This window comes from Geobacillus sp. YF-1 (genome assembly GCF_052692335.1).
The window spans coordinates 2,084,484-2,104,022 of record NZ_CP199850.1; the positions used below are offsets into that span (position 1 = coordinate 2,084,484).

Consider the following 19,539-nt stretch of genomic DNA (forward strand, 5'->3'; position numbering starts at 1 on the left):
GCTCACACTATTGAACGGAATCCAGTGATACCAAGGAGGAAAGCAGTTATGGCGTTAATTCCGTATGACCCGTTTCGCCATTTGGAATCGATTCGCCGTGATATGAACCGCTTTTTCACGAGTGATTTTCCATCGCTGTTCACTCATATGGATGAGCAGCACTGGATGCCGCGCATCGACATGCATGAAACAGCCAACGAATACGTTGTTTCGTGCGACTTGCCGGGTCTCGAGCGAAAAGAAGATGTACACATTGACGTGCAGAACAACATGCTGACCATCAGCGGCACGATTCAGCGCCATCATGATGTCAAAGAGGAACAAATGCACCGGCGCGAACGCTTCTTCGGCCGCTTCCAACGTTCGATCACCCTGCCGGCTGATGCGGCGACGGAAAACATTCGCGCGACGTACAAAAACGGCGTGCTCGACATTCACATCCCGAAAACAACAACAGGAACGAAAAAACGCGTTGATATCGAATTCCACTAATATGGAAGGGAGCGGTTGATCAACCGCTCCCCTTTTCACGTCCCTCGCTGCTGGCGCGGATGACGAGCTCTGTTGGCACGACAACTTTCTTGCAGATGGTTCGGTTGGTCGTCAACCGTTCAACGAGCATCTCTACCGCTGTTTCACCCATAAATTCTGTGTATACTTTCACCGTTGAAAGCGGCGGGTGAAGAAAGGCGGCGGTCGGAAGATCATTGAACCCCACAACGGCCACTTCTTCCGGAACGGCGATGCCCGCTTCGTGCAACGCGCGCAAAGCGCCGATGGCCATCGAATCGCTGGCGATAAAAAACGCTGTCGGCAAGTCCCCTTTGCCAATCGCCTCTTTCATCAGCCGATAGCCATCCTCGGCCGTAAAGGAGCCAATCCATACATGGCGCGAATCGTGTATCCCCTTGACATATAAATATTCGTAAAACGCTGTTTCCCGCTCATCGCGAATTGGCGTTTCCCCGTCAACATATTCGCGGCCGCCGATATACCCGATTTTCGTGTGTCCCAACTGAAGCAAGTAGTCCAGCACCGCAATCGTCGCCTGGCGCAAATCGATTACGACCGAGTCAAACCGCTGTTCATCAGGCGAGCAGTCGACAAAGACGATTTGCTTCGCCCCTTCGGCAAAGGCGCTCACTTCGTTCGGACCGAATTTCCCGACGGCGATGATGCCATCAAGCCCTTTCATCCGTTCAATCGGATAAGCGCCGTTTTGTTTAAACAATTTGACGAGTTCGATGCCGCGGTCAAAACATTCTTTTTCCACGCCGAGGCGGATCGCCATATAATACGGGTCGTCGATTTCTTGATGCTCCGAATACCAGTGAATGAGCCCGAAGCGAAATGATTCACGCGCCTGTTGGCTCCGTTCCCGCAATGTTTTGTAGTTCAGCTCTTGGGCGACTTCAAAAATGCGTTTTCTCGTCTCGTCGGAGACGGATAGCGTTGTGTCGTAGTTGAGCACGCGCGACACGGTTGCGACAGAGACGCCGACCTTTTCGGCAATTTCTTTTAATGTGGCCATAGTCTGTGTGACTCCTTCCTTCCTGTTTCATATGAAACACGTTTTTTCGCCTCGTTTATGCAAAAGACGACATCTTCTCCATCGCATGGCTAAGAAAGCGGCGAAACGCACCCCTTCCCCGCTTGTCCCGCTTAAATACGCCGGCGTGCTCCAATACGGTCACAAACCGTTGTCCGATTTCGTAGCGCAAAATATCATGGACATTTTCCTTCGTGATGTCCGGGTAGGCCGAGCGAATGGCTTCGCACCAATACCAATGTTTACGCATTGTCTCGTCCCATTCTTCTTTTTTCGTCCGATGCACAAGGTAGTCGGCCAACGTTTCGAGTTCCACGGCAAGCCGCCCCGGCAGCACCGCCAGCCCCATCACTTCGATCAAGCCGATATTTTCTTTTTTGATATGATGTAGTTCCTGATGCGGATGGAAAATGCCGTACGGATGCTCTGCCGATGTTCGGTTGTTGCGCAAAACGATGTCCAACTCAAACAAATCGCCGCGCCTCCGGGCGATCGGGGTGATCGTATTGTGCGGGACATCGCCGCTAGAAGCGATAATCTCGACACTTGAATCGCTGTACGCCCGCCACACCTCATACAGACGCACCGCCGCCTCCAGCACGTCCTCTTTCGCCCCGGTTAAGCGGATGACCGACATCGGCCAGCGGACAATCCCTGCCGTCAGTGATGGAAACGAAGGGAGATCTATGTATTCCTCGATCTCTGCCTTTTCCATCGCAAACGGATAGCGCCCGCCTTGAAAATGATCGTGTGTTAAAATCGAGCCGCCGACAATCGGCAAGTCGGCGTTTGAGCCGATAAAATAATGGGGAAATTGTTCGACAAAATCAAGCAAACGCTCGAGCGTCTTTCGCTCCATTTTCATCGGCACATGCTCGGCGTGGAAGACGATGCAATGTTCATTATAATACACGTAGGGAGAATATTGGAAATACCACTGTTCATCCAATAACGTGATCGGGATGACTCGATGATTGGAACGAGCTGGGTGGCTCCACGTTCCTTCATACCCTTCATTTTCTTTGCACAGCACGCATTTCGGGTACGAGGATGACGGTGCTTCTTTCATTTTGGCGATTTCCTTCGGGTCTTTTTCCGGTTTCGCCACATTAATGGTGATATCCAATTCGCCGTAGATGGTCGGCACTTTCCACTGCTGGTTTTGAGCGATGCGCGCCGTTTGAATGTAATTGGACGATTGGCTCAGCGCATAAAACCAGTCCGTCGCCTCCTGTGGGTCGCGGCGATACCGCTCGTAAAAGGCGCGGATCACCTCCGACGGCCGGGGCATGACGCAGTCCATCAGTTTCGCGTCCCATCTATCGCGCTCGGTCGTTGTGTTCGTTTCCAACAGCCCTTGTTCATGCGCCCAATCGATCATGGCGTCCAACACTGGAGCCGGCGAGGCCAAGGGAGTATCCTTGACCTCGACAGGCTGCCATTCGGTGAGTCGGAGCGCTGCCAGCAGGCGGTTGCGCGCGTACACCGCATCTTCCGGCGCTAACAGACCGCGCTGCTTGGCATAATGAATCAGTTGTTCAATCGCCGCAAAAATCGTTTCCATTGTCACACACCTCGATAGCCGTTCGGCCGCGCTTTGTGCCATTCCCACGCCGAGGCGACAATATCGGTAATGGATGGGAATTTGGGCTCCCAGCCAAGCTCGCGCTTTGCTTTTTCCGATGACGCGACAAGTCTCGCCGGGTCGCCCGGACGCCGCGCCACAACGCGGGAGGGAATGGGATGACCGGTCACTTGCCGCGCCGCTTCAATCACTTCTTTGACGCTGAAGCCGTTGCCGTTGCCTAAATTGTACACGTCGCTGGCCGCTCCGTTCCGCAGTTTATGAAGCGCCAAAACGTGGGCATCGACAAGATCGAGCACATGAATGTAGTCACGGATGCATGTGCCGTCGGGCGTATCGTAGTCATCACCGTAAATGGAAATGTCCTCGCGCTGGCCGAGCGGCACTTTCAAAATCAACGGAATCAGATGCGTCTCCGGATCATGGTCCTCGCCGATTGCCGTGCCGTACGCTCCGGCAACGTTAAAATACCGAAGCGAAATCGAACGAATGCCGTAGGCGCGATCCGCCCATTTCATCATCTTTTCCATCGCCAACTTCGTTTCTCCGTATGCATTCGTCGGTTCGGTCGGATCGGTTTCAACGATCGGGACTTGTTTCGGCTCTCCATACACCGCGGCGGTTGAGGAAAAAACGATTTGTTTGACATCAAACTCCTTCATCACTTCAAGCAGCACTTGTGTGCCATACACATTGTTGTCGTAATATTTCAGCGGCTCTTCCATGCTTTCACCGACCAATGAGTTCGCCGCAAAATGAATGACCGCCTCAATGTCGTGCCGGCGAAACACGCCGCGCAAAAAGTCGCGGTCGCGAATATCGCCTTGGCAAAACACCGCATCAGGGTGAACCGCTTCTTTGTGCCCCGTCTGCAAGTTATCGACAACGACGACCTCTTCCCCTTTTTCGAGCAGGCGGTATACCGCATGGCTGCCGATATACCCTGCCCCTCCGCAAACCAAAATCATCGGTACATCTCCTCCAGTTCCGTGAGTTCTTTCGCCCCGTCACCAACATCAACGACATAAAAGCTTGCTTCGTACCCGATTTTTTCGGCATACGCGCTTCCGACCCGTTCAATGAAGTCTTGAACATAGGCTTTTTTTACAATGTTCACCGTACAGCCGCCGAACCCGGCTCCGGTCATGCGCGCCCCGACCGTTCCTTCGTGCGCCCATGCCGCTTCGACAAGCGTATCGAGTTCGATGCCCGTCACTTCATAGTCATCGCGCAGCGACAAATGCGACTGCTTCATCAGCTCACCAAAACGACCGAGGTCTCCCTGCTCAAGCGCCGCGGCCGCCGCAAGCGTCCGCTCGTTTTCCGTCACCGCATGGCGGGCCCGTTTTTGTTCGAGCGGGGAAAGAAGGTGAGCGTATTGATCGAGCTCTGCGCTCGTCAGCTCGCCGAGCGAGGCGATGTTGCGCACGTTTTGCAACTTGGCAAGCGCTGCTTCGCACGTCGCCCGCCGCTCGTTGTACGCCGAGTCCGCCAGGCCGCGCTTTTTGTTCGTATTGGCGATGACGATCGAACAATCGTCAAGCACCAATGGCAAATAGCGGTACTCAAGCGTCTGGCAGTTTAGTAGGATGGCGCAGTTTTGTTTCCCCATGCCGACGGCAAACTGATCCATAATGCCGCAATGGACGCCAACGTATTTATTTTCTACCTTTTGGCTCATTTTCACAAGCTCCAGCTGGTCAAGCCCGCGCCCGAACAATTCGTTGAGCAGCACCGCGGTCACGAGTTCAATCGACGCCGATGACGACAGTCCGGCGCCGTTCGGGATCGTACCGTTATACAAAATATCCAATCCGGTCTCCAGCGGGCCAAGCGCCTGGAACGCGGCCAAAACCCCTTTCGGGTAGTTCGCCCAGCCGTGCTCGCTCCGGTATGACAAGTCATCATACGGAACGGTAATGACGCCGGTTCCCGGAAAGTTTGTTGAGTACAGCCGCACGAGCGGCTCTTTCGTTGGCCGCACAAGCGCATACGTGCCCATCGCAAGGGCGCACGGCAGCACATGCCCGCCGTTGTAATCGGTGTGCTCGCCAATTAAATTGACGCGGCCGGGGGCGAAGAAGATACGAATCTGTTTTTCACCCCCACCAAATACATTTCTAAAGGTTTCTGTCAAGCCGAAACTAGCAGCCATGATGACGCCTCCTAAACAATCAATTCCTAGTATATATTTTAGTATAAATTTTACTAAAAACAATAAAAAAGAATTTTTTCTAGGTTGCTTATTCGACATGTAATTCAAAATTACAACCGTAATACCTTTCCTCTCTGTGAAAATACCGAACTGACGCGTATTTTCATCCGCGGGTGGAGGGCAGATAGCACTATCTATGGAACTTTTCTTTTTATATACCTAAAAAAGTAAAATCACTTCATAATTTTATTTCTTAACCTTAAACTAGCGGTAGTGTTCAACTCTTAGTATCGAGCTAATTCAAAGCAACAAATAAATAAAATATACCGGATATCACTTTCAAATTTGATAATTGCATAGACACCAATTTTTCTTGTACTATATTGGCCAATGAGAGCTGAAAACATAGCTTCCTGCACTTTTCATTTTTGTTTATCTACCTATATAATACATGCACCTTGAGTGAACTTCTCCATGAAACAGCATACCCCAAGCACTGCAGCACATCCTTCGGGCGTTCCTGAATGGAATGACCCAATCGTTGAATCGCTTGCCGGATCCAGGGCGGTCTTTGTGAAAGGCGTTGTCAATCACCGTATCCCTTCAACCATTTCCACAAACGCTCGATCGGATTGAGCTGCGACGAGCAGGGGGAATATTGCCAAAATCCCTTCACGATTCGAGCTTGATGAATCCGGGCATGGTCCAAGACAAGCACCACGATCGGATTGGGATCCCGCTCTTTGAGCCGGAGCAAGACATCCAAGAATGTCGTGGCATTGACGGCTTTTCCGCCTCGTGAAGCACGGCATCCCCATCGTGGACGTTGACAGCCCCAAATACCCAAGGTGGTGTGGTAGCCGAATGTCAACACTCGTTTTTGACGGCGAACCTCAGACCAAGTGAACCTCAACACAGGATGCAAATAGACAGGCATTTCATCATCGATGAACAGGAGAACGCCCATCACCCGTTCGCGAAGAAGAGCATGTTTGACGTTCCGTTCCTGTTTACGAAGCGTCTGCGGCGTCCATCCGTGATCGTTGGTGATGCACAAACGCTTCATGAATGATCCTGCTCCTTTTCCATTGGTTTCCTTAGGAACAGGATCATCGGAGTGTGCACGAGTAATTACGAAGATTAGTTTTTTTAATGAGCACATATTGTTATGGCAATTTTTATTTTTCGAGATAAATGAAAACGCTAAGATGAGAAGATTACATCATAATGCTGTTTTTGCTAAACTTTATGAATCATAAACTCAAATTCCATGTCTTGATCTGCCTTAATGACGTATTCATCGTGAACGGGGGCGCCCCAGCTGTCGTCTCCGCCAACTCCCATTTGTCGACCTGCTACAGTGACAACCGTATAATGAATATTGGGCAGCTCGTAATGATGATTAGCATGTTCAAGTTCAAAGGCTGTGTATGGCGAAAAGTTGCATTCCAACGGTTCAGTTATAGAAGAAATTTTTATTCCCTGTCCATTGTTATTCGTTAAGTTCACTTTACGAACACCCGTTCTATTCCCTGATTCCTGCGGTTTGAGATAGCACGATACATTGTCAGATACTTGATTTCTAAAAATTCCAAGTCTTGCCCCCTTTGAGCGGTCGACATAGTTTTCTTCGGGTCCCATTGCATACCACTCGAGTTGATTATAGTCGGCTGGAACCTTGAATGATACCGCAAAAATCGGCATTGATGGAAGATTCTCAACTCCATGATAGACCACCTTCACGCGAATGCTCCCATCAGCATAAACGGTATAACCAATTTTCACTTCCAATTCGGGGTTAATAGAAAATTTGTAGGTAAAGGTGACATTTACTTGGGCCATTTCCTCTTTCACATCGACTTTTACACATTTACGCGCCAAACTTGCCGCATACCAAAGCCCCGAATAAAAGTCTTGCATAAACCCTCGGTCATTATCAGTCGAGGCCCTCCAAAACAATGGTGCAGGGGGGACTGCAATCATCTCATTGCCTGCGTAATTCATTGAAACTAGGCTTCCTACATGTTTGGAAAACAAGATCGTAAAATCTTTGCCGTGCACCCCAATATTGACATCACCATGGACAACTTTTAACTTTCCGCTAGGAATACCGAATTCCTTGGAACCAATCTGGAATACAAACTGGCCGAATGCCACCTCATAACCAACATCAGCCCAAAGGGTTTTTTCTTTCAATTTAAATGAAGCATGAATGCAATATTCACCTGCATCTTTCATCATCCCAATGGGCCAGTCGAACTCGACTCTTTTCTCTTTCTGCGGTGCTACCGATACATTCATCTTGTTTCGATACAACTCTCTTCCTTCAAGAAATAGGACGTATTCTAAATCATATTCACTTGTGTCAGTGAAAAGACTTTCATTTCTAATATTGACACCGTATTGATCGGGTGAAAGCTTAAAATTTTGATAAAGATATTTTACTTCCTGCATCTTCGGCGACAACTCCCGGTTGGCATAGACAATTCCGTTCGTGCAAAAATTGTAATCGGTTGGACGGTCGCCAAAGTCCCCTCCATATGCCAAAAATTCTTTTCCATAGCGATCTTTTTTTACAAGGGCTTGATCAATGAAGTCCCAAATAAAACCACCTTGATACATCGGATACTTTTGTTCCAAATCCGTATATTTGTACATACCGCCGAGCGAGTTCCCCATTGCATGCATATATTCGCAACTGATATACGGTTTATCCGGATCTTCTGTTAAATACTTTTCAATTTCATGAGGCTTTGCGTACATACGACTTTCTATGTCGCTTATATCATTGTACTCGCGAGCATGGAATACTCCTTCATAATGGACAAGACGGCTCGGATCAACTGACCGAAAATAGTTGGCGACGTTTAACAAAACTTCCCCAGCATACGATTCATTTCCACATGACCAAATCAGGATGGAAGGATGGTTCTTATCCCTTTCAAACATTGAAATCGCCCGGTCCATAACAATGTGTTGCCATTCTCGATTGTTCCCCGGAAGATTCCATGTGGGGTCGACACGTCCTAATTTTTGCCATGTCCCGTGCGTTTCTAAATTCATTTCATCAATGACATAGATGCCGTATTCATCACATAGTTCATACCAATAGCTTTGATTCGGATAGTGTGACGTGCGGACCGCGTTAATGTTATGACGCTTCAATGTTTTAATATCCCATAGCATATCTTCCTTTGTGATCGACCGACCTCTTCGGCAATGAAATTCATGTCGGTTAACGCCTTTAAATACGATCCGTTTTCCGTTAAGGTGCATAACTTTATTGATGATCTCGAATCTTCGAAAACCAACCTTCTGTGGAACAACCTCTACCAATTGACCAAACTCGTTAAAAATCTGAATATATAGCTTATACAAATACGGTTTCTCCGCGCTCCATAATTCCGGTTCATCGACCGCAATAGAAAATGTCCCTTTTTCGCCATGAAGCCCTCCGTTTTTTTGGGCGACAAGGTCGCCTTTCGCATCATACAGCGCAGCGATAAACCTAGAGCCGGCAGGTACCGGAGACAAAAAGGTAAAGTCCGCCGTTAACATGCCTCTCGTATAGGACGAATCCAATTCGGCGCGAACATGTAAGTCATAGACATGAATATCTGGCACTGTATAAAGGTATACATCGCGAAAGATTCCAGAAAAACGCCAGAAATCCTGATCCTCAAGCCAACTCCCGGTACTGTACTGGTAAACCTCAACCGCGAGCTTATTCTCTCCATCCTTTATAAAAGGTGTAAGTTCAAATTCTGCCGGCGTGAAAGAGTCCTCACTATACCCAACAAACTGCCCGTTCAACCAAACATAAAACGCTGACTCTACTCCTTGAAAAGAAATATACACCGGTTTATCTTTCATGCTTTTAGGGAGATTAAAAATTTTTATATAGCTTCCTACTGGATTATAATCCATAGGAACTTCTGGAGGATGAACATCGCAATGACCATCCCACGGATACATTATATTTACATACTGGGGAGTTCCATAACCTTGCAACTGAATATGCCCTGGTACGGAAATATCACTCCAGTTTGAGCAATCAAAATCAAGCTGATAAAATTTCGCCGGGCGGCTAGCTGGATTGACTGCATAGTGAAACTTCCAATTCCCATTCAACTCATAGCGCATCGACATAGAAATTCCACTTTTTGCTTCTTCCAACGTCTCATAATAAATATGGTCCGAATGGGCAGGCAGGCGATTAACCCCGAAAACACAAGGATCCAAAAGCCATTCTAATGTGGGGGTTGTTAATGTTTTTTTCATTATTTCCACACTCCCTACTCATCATTTTACTGAACCGAGCATCCCGGCAACGAAGTGCTTTTGCATGAAAAAGAAGATCAGCGCCGTCGGCAAGGTAGCGATCACAATAGCGGTCATGATCATTCCAAAGTCTGGAGAATAACTCGATCCGAGATTTGATATAAGCAATGGCACCGTCTGGTTCTCCGGGGACTGTAATATGACAAGTGGCCATAAATAGCTGTTCCAGCTCGACATAAATGTAATAATGGCCGCGGCTGCATAGGTTGTTTTCATGGTAGGGACATACAGCCTGAAGAAGATCCCCCATTCAGACAATCCATCAATTCGGCCCGCTTCAATAATTTCCTTCGGGAACATTTTCGTGCTTTGGCGGAAGAAAAAAATCAGAAATGCCGTTGTGACTGTCGGCAAAATAACGGCCATCATTGTATCAATACCCATGCTCGGAAATATTTGCGATATTGTCCCAAACATTCTAAACAACGGGACCATTAAAGCAGCAAAAGGTATCATCATTGAAAGCAATAAGAAATTAAATACCAAATCTTTGGTTTTGCTTTTAAAAATTTCAAATCCGTAACCAGCCAAAGAGGAGACCAACAGTGCAAGTAAAGTTGTTACAATCGCGATTTTTGCCGAATTCATTAATGCATTGACCAGATTAGTGCTATCAAGCAGGTTGCGGAAGTTTTCCATAAAGTGACTACCTGGCAACAACCGCCCTTTCGTCACTTCTACTGATTTATTCGTTGCACTAACAACCATCCACAAAAATGGAAACACAGAAACAATAGATGCAATGGTTAAAACAGTATAGTTGAATACGTTTTTAAGATTACTCATTTTTATCACCTGCCACTTTAAACTGAATAATAGAAAAGAATACAATCATAATCACAATCGCATACGAAACTGTTGCCGCATAACCGAAATCAGGAGTATATTTAAATGAAAGATTGTAGATATATTGAGAAATCGTCATCGTTGCATTTCCCGGTCCCCCTTGCGTAATGTTCATTACTTCATCGAACAGCTGGAGCGTACCGATTGTTGAAGTGATTGATGTAAACAAAATCATAGGCTTTAACAATGGAATCGTAATTTTAAAAAACTGCTGAACTGGCGAAGCACCATCAATTTTAGCGGCTTCATAAATGGATTGATCGATATTTTGTAGAGCAGATAAGTAAAAAATCATATTATAGCCTGTCCATCTCCACGTAAGAGCAATAATAATGGTCACTTTAGCCCAAAAAGGATCAGCTAGCCAGTTGATTGGTTCAGATATAAGGGAAAATTTCGTCAACAGAACGTTGATCAGTCCATCTTGGCTAAACAAATATTTAAATATGACAGAATACGCAACTAGGGAAGTGACACATGGCAAAAAGATTGCTGTTCGGAACAATCCTCTCAGCTTTAATTTCGGATTATTCAATAGTACGGCTAAGAATAAAGCGACAATAATCATAATCGGAACTTGAATAATAAGGTATGTCACTGTATTTTTTACAGTTGTTAAAAAGGTAGGATCGTTAAATAGACGAGCATAATTTTTCAGTCCAACAAAAGTTAGATTCGCACCCGAACCTGATTGTAACGAAAGAATCAATGCCTGAACCATTGGATAGAAATAAAATACGCAAATCATAATAGTAGCCAATATCACAAAAGACCATCCAACTATTGTGCTCTTAATACGGTGTTTCCGATTAATATTTCGACTTGTTTTAATCGTCAAATCTATATTCATCTTTGTTGACGGAATCACTCTATCTCAACTCCCTATCACTATTGATAACAAAAAATCCGTGGACAAACTTTTACTCTCCGTACGTGCATGAAAATAACAACTCAAGGCGCACCTCTTCACTGAAAAGCCCCGAACCATTCCGCCTCCTACGGAATGGTTCTAGTATAACAACCAGACAGGACGGCGGAATCCCGGGGCTTAATTCATAAAACAATTGATAGATGTTCTGTATATTTATTTAATTTGTTGTTCTGCTTGCTTCTGTGCATCTTCCAATACTTTGTTCAGATCTTTACCTTTCAAGTAGTCTTGCATAGCAGCTGCTAAAATGTCTTCAATCACATACGTATGTGCACCGTAGTTAACTTGAGGAATGTCTTTCATCCATTTAGAAAAATCCGCCGTAACTTTTTGTCCTCCAAAAAATTCATCTGCAGCTTGATAAGTCTCGCTATTAGCAACTGGTTTGTATGTGCCAATTGCACCAATCTCTTTGTTTAGTTCTTCATAGAACTCCACATTTGATCCAAACGTTTTGGCTAGAAATTCTGCCGCCTTTTCTTTTCCGGGAATGTTAAGTACATACCAAGAACTTCCGCCTAGGTTCGTAGCATTAACAGAGTTTGGAATGCCCGATTGTTTTGGAAAAGGCACAACAGCCCACTTACCGGCTTGAGAAGCTTCAGCTTTAACAGAAGCCGTAATCCAGTTTCCCGTTGGAATTGATGCAACTGCTCCACTATTAAAAGAGGCAACAAATTGACTCCAGTCGGAAATAGGTTTCGATATCCCTGCGTTTACAATCTCTTTGTAAGTTCTAAACGCTTCCTTCAGCGGCTCATTGTCTGCCAAATTCGGAGTTACGCCATCTTCTTTCACATACCACGAACCACTAGTTTGAATCATCTCGCGAATAATCCCCAGATTTTTAGGATCGAGTGCAAGCATATATTTACCTGTTGCTTGTTTTACCTTTTTTCCGATTTCAATATATTTGTTCCAGTCCAATCCTTGCAAATCATCAATAGTATATCCTGCTTTTTGTAAATAATCTGTTCTCACATATAGTCCAGCAACCCCTGTATCAAATGGAAGACCATAATGTTTGCCATTTAAACTAGTAGGAGCAAGCTTATATTCAGCAAAATCTTCCGCTTTGAAATATTTTGATAGGTCATAGAATGCATCAGGATACGCTTTAAGGAAGCTCTGCGCACGATAGTCTTCAATTAATACGATATTTGGCAAGCCTTTCGTTGTGCCAGAACTCAAACTTGTATTAAGCTTCTGAACGATATCCTCTTGAGCATTTTCAATAATTTTTAATTTAAAATTAGGATTCTCTTTCTTATAAAACTCTTCTGCAATTTTCATCGCTTTTACGTTAAAATTTGGATCCCACGTCCACACTGTTATTTCGTTCGTACTTTTTGTGCTATCTCCAGCTCCACCGTTTTGCGTTTTTGAAGAACAAGCAGTTAATAAAAGAATACTTACTAAACATAGTGTCAAAATCTTTTTCAAAGAAAACCCCTCCTGTTTTTTAATTCTTATAAATTTTTAGCAAAAAAGAAGTCTAATTAAGAATACACAGACGAAAAACATACATTTTTCAGTTGTTGTCTTAGTGAAAGTAAATGAACCTTTTCACTAAGTGCATAATAAGATGACAATGTTTATAAACATTGTCATCTTATGCATATTATGTTGCCAACTGCCGGAACGAGACTATCTAAACCTTCCCGGCTTCGTCATGCTCTCTTAACACTGCTACATCAACCCCTTGAATCCTCAATTCACCTCCTCGAAAACATTTCCCATCAATCATATTCTGGTATACCTTATCTTCTGGCAGTGACAGCGTCACTTCGTAATCATTATGATTGATAATAATTAAATACTTCCATTCATCAGTCTCTCTTTGTTGCACCTCTACATTTTCAGCTACTTCAAGAATGGGATTAATATGATGTTTAACCAAAACCTGCTCTAAAAGTCTGCCTAAATAATTACTATCTGGATAAGTACCGACGTAAATCCCCTCTCCTTTACCGTAGCAGTTACGTGTAACCACCGGAAGTCCTGCATACCAATCTCCCTTAAACGTCGCTAGGGGTTCTGCTCCCTCTAATCGGATTATGTCCGCCCACGTTGTACAATCATATTCCCCATCGTTACTATATATTTTGTTTACCTTTGTTTCTGGGTATGGTACAAATTCCTCAACAAAAATTCCCAAAATATCTCGCAGAGGACCAAGATATCCACCTAGATATACACGGTCATTTTCATCCACAATACCACTAAAAAAACTGACAATCAAAGTGCCACCGCTAGCAACAAATTGCCGTAATTTTTCATCTTCTCCCTCTTTAACCATATATAACATTGGAGCGATAACTACTTTGTATTTTGTTAGGTCATCAGATGGCCTTACAAAATCGACAGCAATATTGCGTTTATATAATTCTCTATAATAAGCTTCAACTATAGAGATATATCTTAGTTTATTATGTGGTTTGGAACTTAGTTCGACAGCCCACCAATTTTCCCAATCAAAAATGATTGCGACCTCTGCTTTGATTCTAGATCCGACCAAACAATCTAACTTTTTCAGTTCTTGCCCTAACTGTGTAACTTCCCTATAAATTCTATTATTCTCGTTCAAAGAGTGGGGCACCATTGCACCGTGGAACTTTTCAGCTCCTGCTCTACTTTGACGCCACTGAAAAAACATAATACCATCTGCACCACGGGCAATAGTTGCATAACTCCATAGACGCATTACACCTGGCGGTTTGGGGACATTAATATCACGCCAATTAACATGTGAGGTTACTTGCTCCATTAAAATAAACGGTTGACCTTTTCTTAAACTACGCATAAGGTCATTCATCATAGCATGCTGAATTGGCAAACCCTCTCTAGGATCAGGATATGAATCCCATGTCACAATATCTACATGTTGAGCCCATTGAAAATAGTTTAGCGGTTTGAATGAACCCATGAAATTAGTTGATATTGGGATGTTTGGTGTTACCTCACGTAAAACTTCCTTTTCCGTTAGAAACAATCTAAGAATTGAATCGTTCATAAAACGGTAATAATCAAGTTCTTGAGACGGATTAATAAAAGTTGGGGCTTTTTTAGGTGGATTAATTTCATCCCAGTTATTGTATCGTTGTCCCCAAAAGTTTGTACCCCAACGTTCGTTTAATTCATCGATTGTTTTATATCTTTCCTTCAGCCATTTTCTAAACGCGACAGCGCAATTCTCGCAAAAACACTTAGAAACATGACATGCATACTCATTATTAACATGCCACATTTTCAGCGCCGGATGATTTTTATACCGTTCTGCTATAGCCCTTACAAGTCTCTTTATGTGCGTAATTAATTGAGGATGATTAGGACAATAATGTTGTCTACTACCAAACGAGAGAATGACACCGCTTTCATCTTTTGGTAGAGAATCTGGATACTTTTTTACAAACCAAGCCGGAGTAGTTGCAGTTGCCGTCCCCAAGTTAACATAAACACCGTGGTCATATAGTATGTCTATAACCTTGTCTAGCCATTCAAAGTCGAACAGTCCATCAGACGGTTCGATCTTGCCCCAACTAAAAATCCCCAAAGATACCAAATTTACTCCTGCTTTTTGCATCAACTGAGCATCTTCATACCAAATTTCCTCCGGCCATTGCTCTGGGTTGTAATCTCCTCCGTAACAAATTGAGGATAATACATTCAAAGTTATCCCCCCTAATAATTTTCATCTAATTATAAATTAAGTTAAAATTTAATATAAGTCAACGATAAAATTTTACTAAATATATATTTTTTTAAATTTTTAAATTATAAACTGTAGATTAGCATTTTTTATTACATTAATTTCCATGCCCTAAGAGACAAACAGGCCCCCCATAGCCATCAAGAGGGTGCCCCAAAAGGATCGGGATACCCTCTCTTAAAACTATATATAGACAATGGATGGCGAATCCAATCTATATGTTGTGTCTTTCTTGAGGAGAGATCGCCTTTTGGGTCATCCCCTCTTCATCTTTGGAGGTTGTGACCGTGGGAATATGGAAAGATAGGCATGCCAAATACACCTTCCCTATAGATAGAAGGTTTTTTTATGGTATGAGACGGGAATTTCTTACGACAACGGCATGATGACCAAACTCTCGATCATGTCTAAAGCGCTCTTTTTTGTATAACGCCTTGATTTTTTCCGTGTTAAGCAATTATGTCACACAGTTTGAAAAGGAGCTGGATAGCTAAGTCTCAGAACACCATAAGGCTTGAAATCAATCCACCCCCCCACTCCTTGATCATACTCATGGCCTTCTATTCGCTCAATTCCTTTTTCTGTTTTCGATAGAGCCATTCTCGCATGGCAAACATGACCGTAGAGCTGATCAATAAGGCAATCAACGTTCCACAAGTGGCACTGAAAGCGAGTCCCTTTCATCCGTTTGAATCGATGAATGTGAAACAGGGATTTCCATGTTTTAACTATCACCTCAATTTGCCAGCGAAGAGAATACAGCGTATGAATGTCATGCTAAGTCTTTCAAACAAAGGTCTCCTTCTTGAATGGTTGATAGAAGAGACGCTCCGTAGGCGGCGTCATGATGACGAGCATCCCCGACATCCACATGGAGAAACTTCCTGTAAATTAGCACATTATTTCAGAATCCCTCTTTCAAATTATTTCAGGCGGATTCGGAAATAATGTGCAAAATTTTTGCGGATTGTTCCGGATTTTGCACATTCTTTCGGAACGTTTGCACGCTCTTTCAGATGAAGATTTCCAGCGCGCCTAGTGGACCGATGGAAATCTGAATGGTTAATGATTTAGTTATCATACCCTCCATTTAAAGCTTTTAATATCTGCAAAGGATTTAAGAGATGCAGAACCCCAGACGCGTTAAAGGTAACCGCAGACAGATCATTATTCGCCGCCAACACCTGAGTTATTGCTCCTCCTAAAGAATGTCCCGTTACGGTGATACGATTTTCCAGCTTTAATTAATACTTGATTATAAAATGATTGGCAAGTTGACTTAAGATCAGATATTCTTTATCCGTTGGCATTTAAATTCTCCTTTCTAATGTAATTCTATAAAATTCATAATTTTTTAATCATTAATTTTTTTAAGATATTTCGTTACATCTTCTGGTGTTTGAATGGATGGGATATCTTCTACTTTAATTCTGAGATAATACTGTAGCTCATCCCAAAATTTATGAGAAACATCCTCCAATACTTCCCTCCCTTTCTTTTCTAATTTCGGATTATAGTAACTTATTGTAATACCAATTCTTGGTATACCTGTTTCCTTTAATTGTTGTATTAAATCAAAAACTTTTTTCATTTCTACCTGCCTATTTTCTTGGGTCAATTTCTTAAACAAAACAAGTTCAAAAGATAAAGTCATCTCATTGATATAGTGTTTTCGAGCCTGTTTCAAGCTTGGAACTTTAGTAGATTTCTGTAATTTGTCTATCGCATCTCTATTAATAATAATGTCTGCTCTAAATGGCGGTGACTCAGGGTAAAATTTTTCTACTAAAGGCTTTAATTCCTCTTTCGATTCCTTATCCCAGAGTTTACTAATATAATCATCCGAAAATTCATCACCTGTAGATGGTGCATACATAGTAATAGTCACATCAGGGTTATTTAATGAATACGCTTTGATTTCAAACGTATTGTAAGGATAACAGTTGAACTTTACCTTTGTAATCTCAAACTCTTGTTCATACTTTTCTGTTAAATATTGAACGGCATCTTCCTTGACTATCTTTTTATCAGGATGAGGTTCGCAATAAATCCCTGTACCAATTTTCCAAACAAGAAATACCAATACAATAGCTATAACCGCACCAATACCAAGTTCAACATAAACATATAAAGATTTATCACTTGTTGTGAATGGTTGGTTTTGTCTGTCTCTTTTTTGAGCGTTAATGATGGCATCGACGATTCCCCAAATCCATAGAATAACGGCGGGCGCTCCTAAAAACCCCATCGTCAATATACCAACTAAAATAAAAACAAACTGAAGAAGCATCAAAACAAGCCCTTTACTTGTTTGGCGATTGTAGATTTGCCCTAGTCCAGGAAATAACAAAGATAAGAGTCCTGCAATGAGCCAAGGTTTCAAGATCCTTCATCCCTTTTCGATTTTTATAGTGTTTATCGTTGCTCTAGATGATCGGTATCGTCGAAACTTTTATATGCTAGTGCTAAAATATCGGCATACTATTCTATTTATGGAAATTTTTAATACTACCTTAATTCATGTTTTCGCCTTATTTTTATTCAAATGATCTCTCAGATTTTAAAATCCCTTGATCATTCGAGTCTCACGACTTAGAGTTTTCATTGTTTCACCCCCATAACACAAATGCGAACAAATCTTTCTCTTGGCATGACAAACATGCATATTCCCTCACTTTGTTAAGTCGCTTAATAACGAGGGAATATCCATGATTTCAACCACACGATCATATGAGGATGACTAGACCTTTATCATCGAAACTATCATCTTTTCTTGCAAAATCAAACAAAAACAGCCATGATTATTTTTCCTAATCATGGCCGCCTTTGATTATCATACCACTTTTTCTGATATATTACAATATATTTTTGGATTTTTTTGATAAAATTTAAGAAATGACAATACAACCAAGCCATCAGCTACTTGGGACGTACAGAATCGAACTCTTTTACAAATACCACATATTTTTTGTTCTGTTTTGGTGTCAGGAAGATATGGTATCATGTCAAGAAAATAGACACAGGAAAAGTGATACTTACAGTCGAGATAATTGAGAATGAGAAGCTAAAAAATTCATTTCTTCACGCATGATTAGCTCTAATTTTTCCTTTACAAACTGACGAATCGCACTTTCCAGCTGATTAGCCCAGTCTACATTCAGTATACTTTTAGACATAGGTAGGGTATCTCTGGAATGTGTTATGGCCAAATCAGAGAAGACCCTACCTTTTTCTTTTGGGCTAGCAAAATGCTTTACACAAAATTTTATACATCATCCAGTGATTTGAGTAAAATGTCTACGCTTTCATAATATCAAATTTAAAAAATTATGTCTAGTTGTTTAAAACAACTTTTTCTAAAATTGTTTTTCATTTCAATTGATGGACATAGTTGGACTACTTGAAACAAAATCATCCCCTAACCCGTATAATTCATTCAAATCCATATATCCTAAAACTAGAAAAAACATGGAGGCCTTTCAAAAATGGAAGCAAAACTACAGTTGCAAGAGGAATTGAAGCGGATCAACCAGTGGGAACACTCCCAAAAAGATCTCTGGTTTTGGGAAAAGCTCGGCCGCTTGCCGTTTCAAGTGTTGGACAAGCTGACGCCAAAAATGGTTCATCGAAAGCTCGGGCAATGGCTCGACGAATTAGGAAGCTATATTCAAAACGGCGGAAAATACTTAGTGAAGAAAGAGAACATATTGGAACGCCTTGGTGTCACGTCGCTTGAGGAAGTGCCGCACTTGCCGCTTGAGACGATGGATCGCGTCTGTGATGAATTGATCGAGGCGCGTGTGACGTTCGCCCAGTTGCAAGGAGCGGCGACCGGAATCGGCGGAGCGCTGACGCTGGCGGTGGACGTTCCCGCCCTGCTCGGGTTGGCGCTGAAAACGCTGCAAGAAATCGCCATCATCTATGGATACGCCCCAAACGAAAAACAAGAGCGCGTGTTTGTCGTGAAATGCCTGCAGTTTGCCGCAGCGGACATCGTCGGGAAAAAAGCGATTTTAGAGGAGCTGGCTTCATTTACCGGCCAGCGTGAGCGGGTATTTTCCGAGCTGCAAGGCTGGCGGGAAGTGATGATGACGTTCCGCGACCAATACGGGTGGAAAAAGCTGTTTCAAACTGTACCGATCATCGGCGTCCTTTTCGGTTCGCTGTTTAACAAATCGTTTATGGAAGATATCGCCGAAACCGGGAAGATGCTCTATCGGAAGCGGCGCATCATCGAGAAGCTCAAACAATGGGAACCCGATGTCTAGACGACACCGGGTTCGATTGATTTCGGGATGATCGATAGAAAGCCCGTGATTGAAAGAGCATGTTGTTCCCTCTCCAATAGAGAAGCCTCACAGCAGCAACTTTCACATCACCTGATGTCAGTTAAGGGGCGACGCTGTTTTTCACCGTCCCTCAT

The 19,539-nt window shown here is 43.4% G+C and carries 14 protein-coding genes and 2 pseudogenes; 2 read left to right on the forward strand and 14 right to left on the reverse strand.

Annotation, left to right across the window (positions count from 1 at the left end):
• Nucleotides 1-48: 48 nt before the first annotated feature.
• On the forward strand, nucleotides 49-492 hold the full coding sequence (locus ACTVIM_RS10245) for an Hsp20/alpha crystallin family protein (RefSeq protein WP_144974992.1): 444 nt from the start codon (nucleotides 49-51) through the stop codon (nucleotides 490-492).
• Between the two features lie 19 nt (nucleotides 493-511).
• On the opposite strand, the gene ACTVIM_RS10250 is transcribed toward ACTVIM_RS10245, so the two are convergent.
• From ACTVIM_RS10250 to ACTVIM_RS10315, 14 genes and pseudogenes are all read right to left on the reverse strand, one after another.
• Nucleotides 512-1,531, reverse strand: coding sequence for a LacI family DNA-binding transcriptional regulator (locus ACTVIM_RS10250; RefSeq protein ID WP_445612539.1), 1,020 nt, complete (start codon nucleotides 1,529-1,531; stop codon nucleotides 512-514).
• A gap of 55 nt (nucleotides 1,532-1,586) precedes the next feature.
• The gene (gene galT / locus ACTVIM_RS10255; RefSeq protein ID WP_445612540.1) at nucleotides 1,587-3,113 is read right to left on the reverse strand and encodes a UDP-glucose--hexose-1-phosphate uridylyltransferase; all 1,527 of its coding nucleotides are present in this window, start codon (nucleotides 3,111-3,113) and stop codon (nucleotides 1,587-1,589) included.
• Nucleotides 3,114-3,115: 2 nt separating this feature from the next.
• Entirely contained in the window at nucleotides 3,116-4,102 is a 987-nt protein-coding gene (gene galE, locus ACTVIM_RS10260) for a UDP-glucose 4-epimerase GalE (protein WP_031408800.1), read from the reverse strand.
• Nucleotides 4,099-5,289: a galactokinase gene (locus tag ACTVIM_RS10265; protein ID WP_445612541.1), complete on the reverse strand. Its 1,191-nt coding sequence runs from the start codon at nucleotides 5,287-5,289 to the stop codon at nucleotides 4,099-4,101. Before ACTVIM_RS10265 ends, galE begins: the two co-directional genes overlap by 4 nt.
• Before the next feature lie 586 nt (nucleotides 5,290-5,875).
• On the reverse strand, nucleotides 5,876-6,355 hold the full coding sequence (locus ACTVIM_RS10270; RefSeq protein WP_445612542.1) for a transposase: 480 nt from the start codon (nucleotides 6,353-6,355) through the stop codon (nucleotides 5,876-5,878).
• A 173-nt stretch (nucleotides 6,356-6,528) separates the two neighbouring features.
• Nucleotides 6,529-9,570, reverse strand: coding sequence for a glycoside hydrolase family 2 TIM barrel-domain containing protein (locus ACTVIM_RS10275; protein ID WP_445612543.1), 3,042 nt, complete (start codon nucleotides 9,568-9,570; stop codon nucleotides 6,529-6,531).
• Between the two features lie 21 nt (nucleotides 9,571-9,591).
• Nucleotides 9,592-10,416, reverse strand: a complete 825-nt coding sequence (locus tag ACTVIM_RS10280; protein ID WP_144975006.1) for a carbohydrate ABC transporter permease — start codon at nucleotides 10,414-10,416, stop codon at nucleotides 9,592-9,594.
• Nucleotides 10,409-11,344, reverse strand: coding sequence for a carbohydrate ABC transporter permease (locus ACTVIM_RS10285; RefSeq protein ID WP_445612544.1), 936 nt, complete (start codon nucleotides 11,342-11,344; stop codon nucleotides 10,409-10,411). The genes ACTVIM_RS10280 and ACTVIM_RS10285 overlap by 8 nt, the downstream gene beginning before the upstream one ends.
• A gap of 216 nt (nucleotides 11,345-11,560) precedes the next feature.
• Nucleotides 11,561-12,850 (reverse strand): ABC transporter substrate-binding protein, encoded by a 1,290-nt coding sequence (locus ACTVIM_RS10290; RefSeq protein WP_445612545.1) that lies wholly within the window; start codon nucleotides 12,848-12,850, stop codon nucleotides 11,561-11,563.
• A gap of 208 nt (nucleotides 12,851-13,058) precedes the next feature.
• Nucleotides 13,059-15,077, reverse strand: coding sequence for a beta-galactosidase (locus ACTVIM_RS10295; RefSeq protein WP_445612546.1), 2,019 nt, complete (start codon nucleotides 15,075-15,077; stop codon nucleotides 13,059-13,061).
• A 408-nt stretch (nucleotides 15,078-15,485) separates the two neighbouring features.
• Nucleotides 15,486-15,893: pseudogene (locus ACTVIM_RS10300) on the reverse strand (transposase); the annotation flags it as partial.
• A 293-nt stretch (nucleotides 15,894-16,186) separates the two neighbouring features.
• Nucleotides 16,187-16,354, reverse strand: a complete 168-nt coding sequence (locus ACTVIM_RS10305; RefSeq protein WP_445614345.1) for a lipase family protein — start codon at nucleotides 16,352-16,354, stop codon at nucleotides 16,187-16,189.
• A gap of 116 nt (nucleotides 16,355-16,470) precedes the next feature.
• Nucleotides 16,471-17,499 carry a hypothetical protein gene (locus ACTVIM_RS10310; protein ID WP_445612547.1) on the reverse strand — a complete coding sequence of 343 codons (1,029 nt, stop codon included), beginning with the start codon at nucleotides 17,497-17,499 and terminating at the stop codon, nucleotides 16,471-16,473.
• A gap of 682 nt (nucleotides 17,500-18,181) precedes the next feature.
• Nucleotides 18,182-18,292: pseudogene (locus tag ACTVIM_RS10315) on the reverse strand (transposase); the annotation flags it as partial.
• Between the two features lie 309 nt (nucleotides 18,293-18,601).
• Here ACTVIM_RS10315 and ACTVIM_RS10320 point away from each other — a divergent pair.
• Complete coding sequence (locus ACTVIM_RS10320; protein WP_445612548.1) at nucleotides 18,602-19,384, forward strand: EcsC family protein; 783 nt, start codon at nucleotides 18,602-18,604, stop codon at nucleotides 19,382-19,384.
• Nucleotides 19,385-19,539 lie beyond the last annotated feature (155 nt).

What these genes read in the sequence shown, in the direction of transcription:
- ACTVIM_RS10320 (WP_445612548.1), top strand. Translation starts at nt 18,602, where the DNA reads ATGGAAGCAAAACTACAGTTGCAAGAGGAATTGAAGCGGATCAACCAG.
- ACTVIM_RS10265 (WP_445612541.1), bottom strand. Translation starts at nt 5,289, where the DNA reads ATGGCTGCTAGTTTCGGCTTGACAGAAACCTTTAGAAATGTATTTGGT.
- ACTVIM_RS10280 (WP_144975006.1), bottom strand. Translation starts at nt 10,416, where the DNA reads ATGAGTAATCTTAAAAACGTATTCAACTATACTGTTTTAACCATTGCA.
- ACTVIM_RS10245 (WP_144974992.1), top strand. Translation starts at nt 49, where the DNA reads ATGGCGTTAATTCCGTATGACCCGTTTCGCCATTTGGAATCGATTCGC.
- ACTVIM_RS10275 (WP_445612543.1), bottom strand. Translation starts at nt 9,570, where the DNA reads ATGAAAAAAACATTAACAACCCCCACATTAGAATGGCTTTTGGATCCT.
- ACTVIM_RS10250 (WP_445612539.1), bottom strand. Translation starts at nt 1,531, where the DNA reads ATGGCCACATTAAAAGAAATTGCCGAAAAGGTCGGCGTCTCTGTCGCA.
- galE (WP_031408800.1), bottom strand. Translation starts at nt 4,102, where the DNA reads ATGATTTTGGTTTGCGGAGGGGCAGGGTATATCGGCAGCCATGCGGTA.
- galT (WP_445612540.1), bottom strand. Translation starts at nt 3,113, where the DNA reads ATGGAAACGATTTTTGCGGCGATTGAACAACTGATTCATTATGCCAAG.
- ACTVIM_RS10270 (WP_445612542.1), bottom strand. Translation starts at nt 6,355, where the DNA reads ATGAAGCGTTTGTGCATCACCAACGATCACGGATGGACGCCGCAGACG.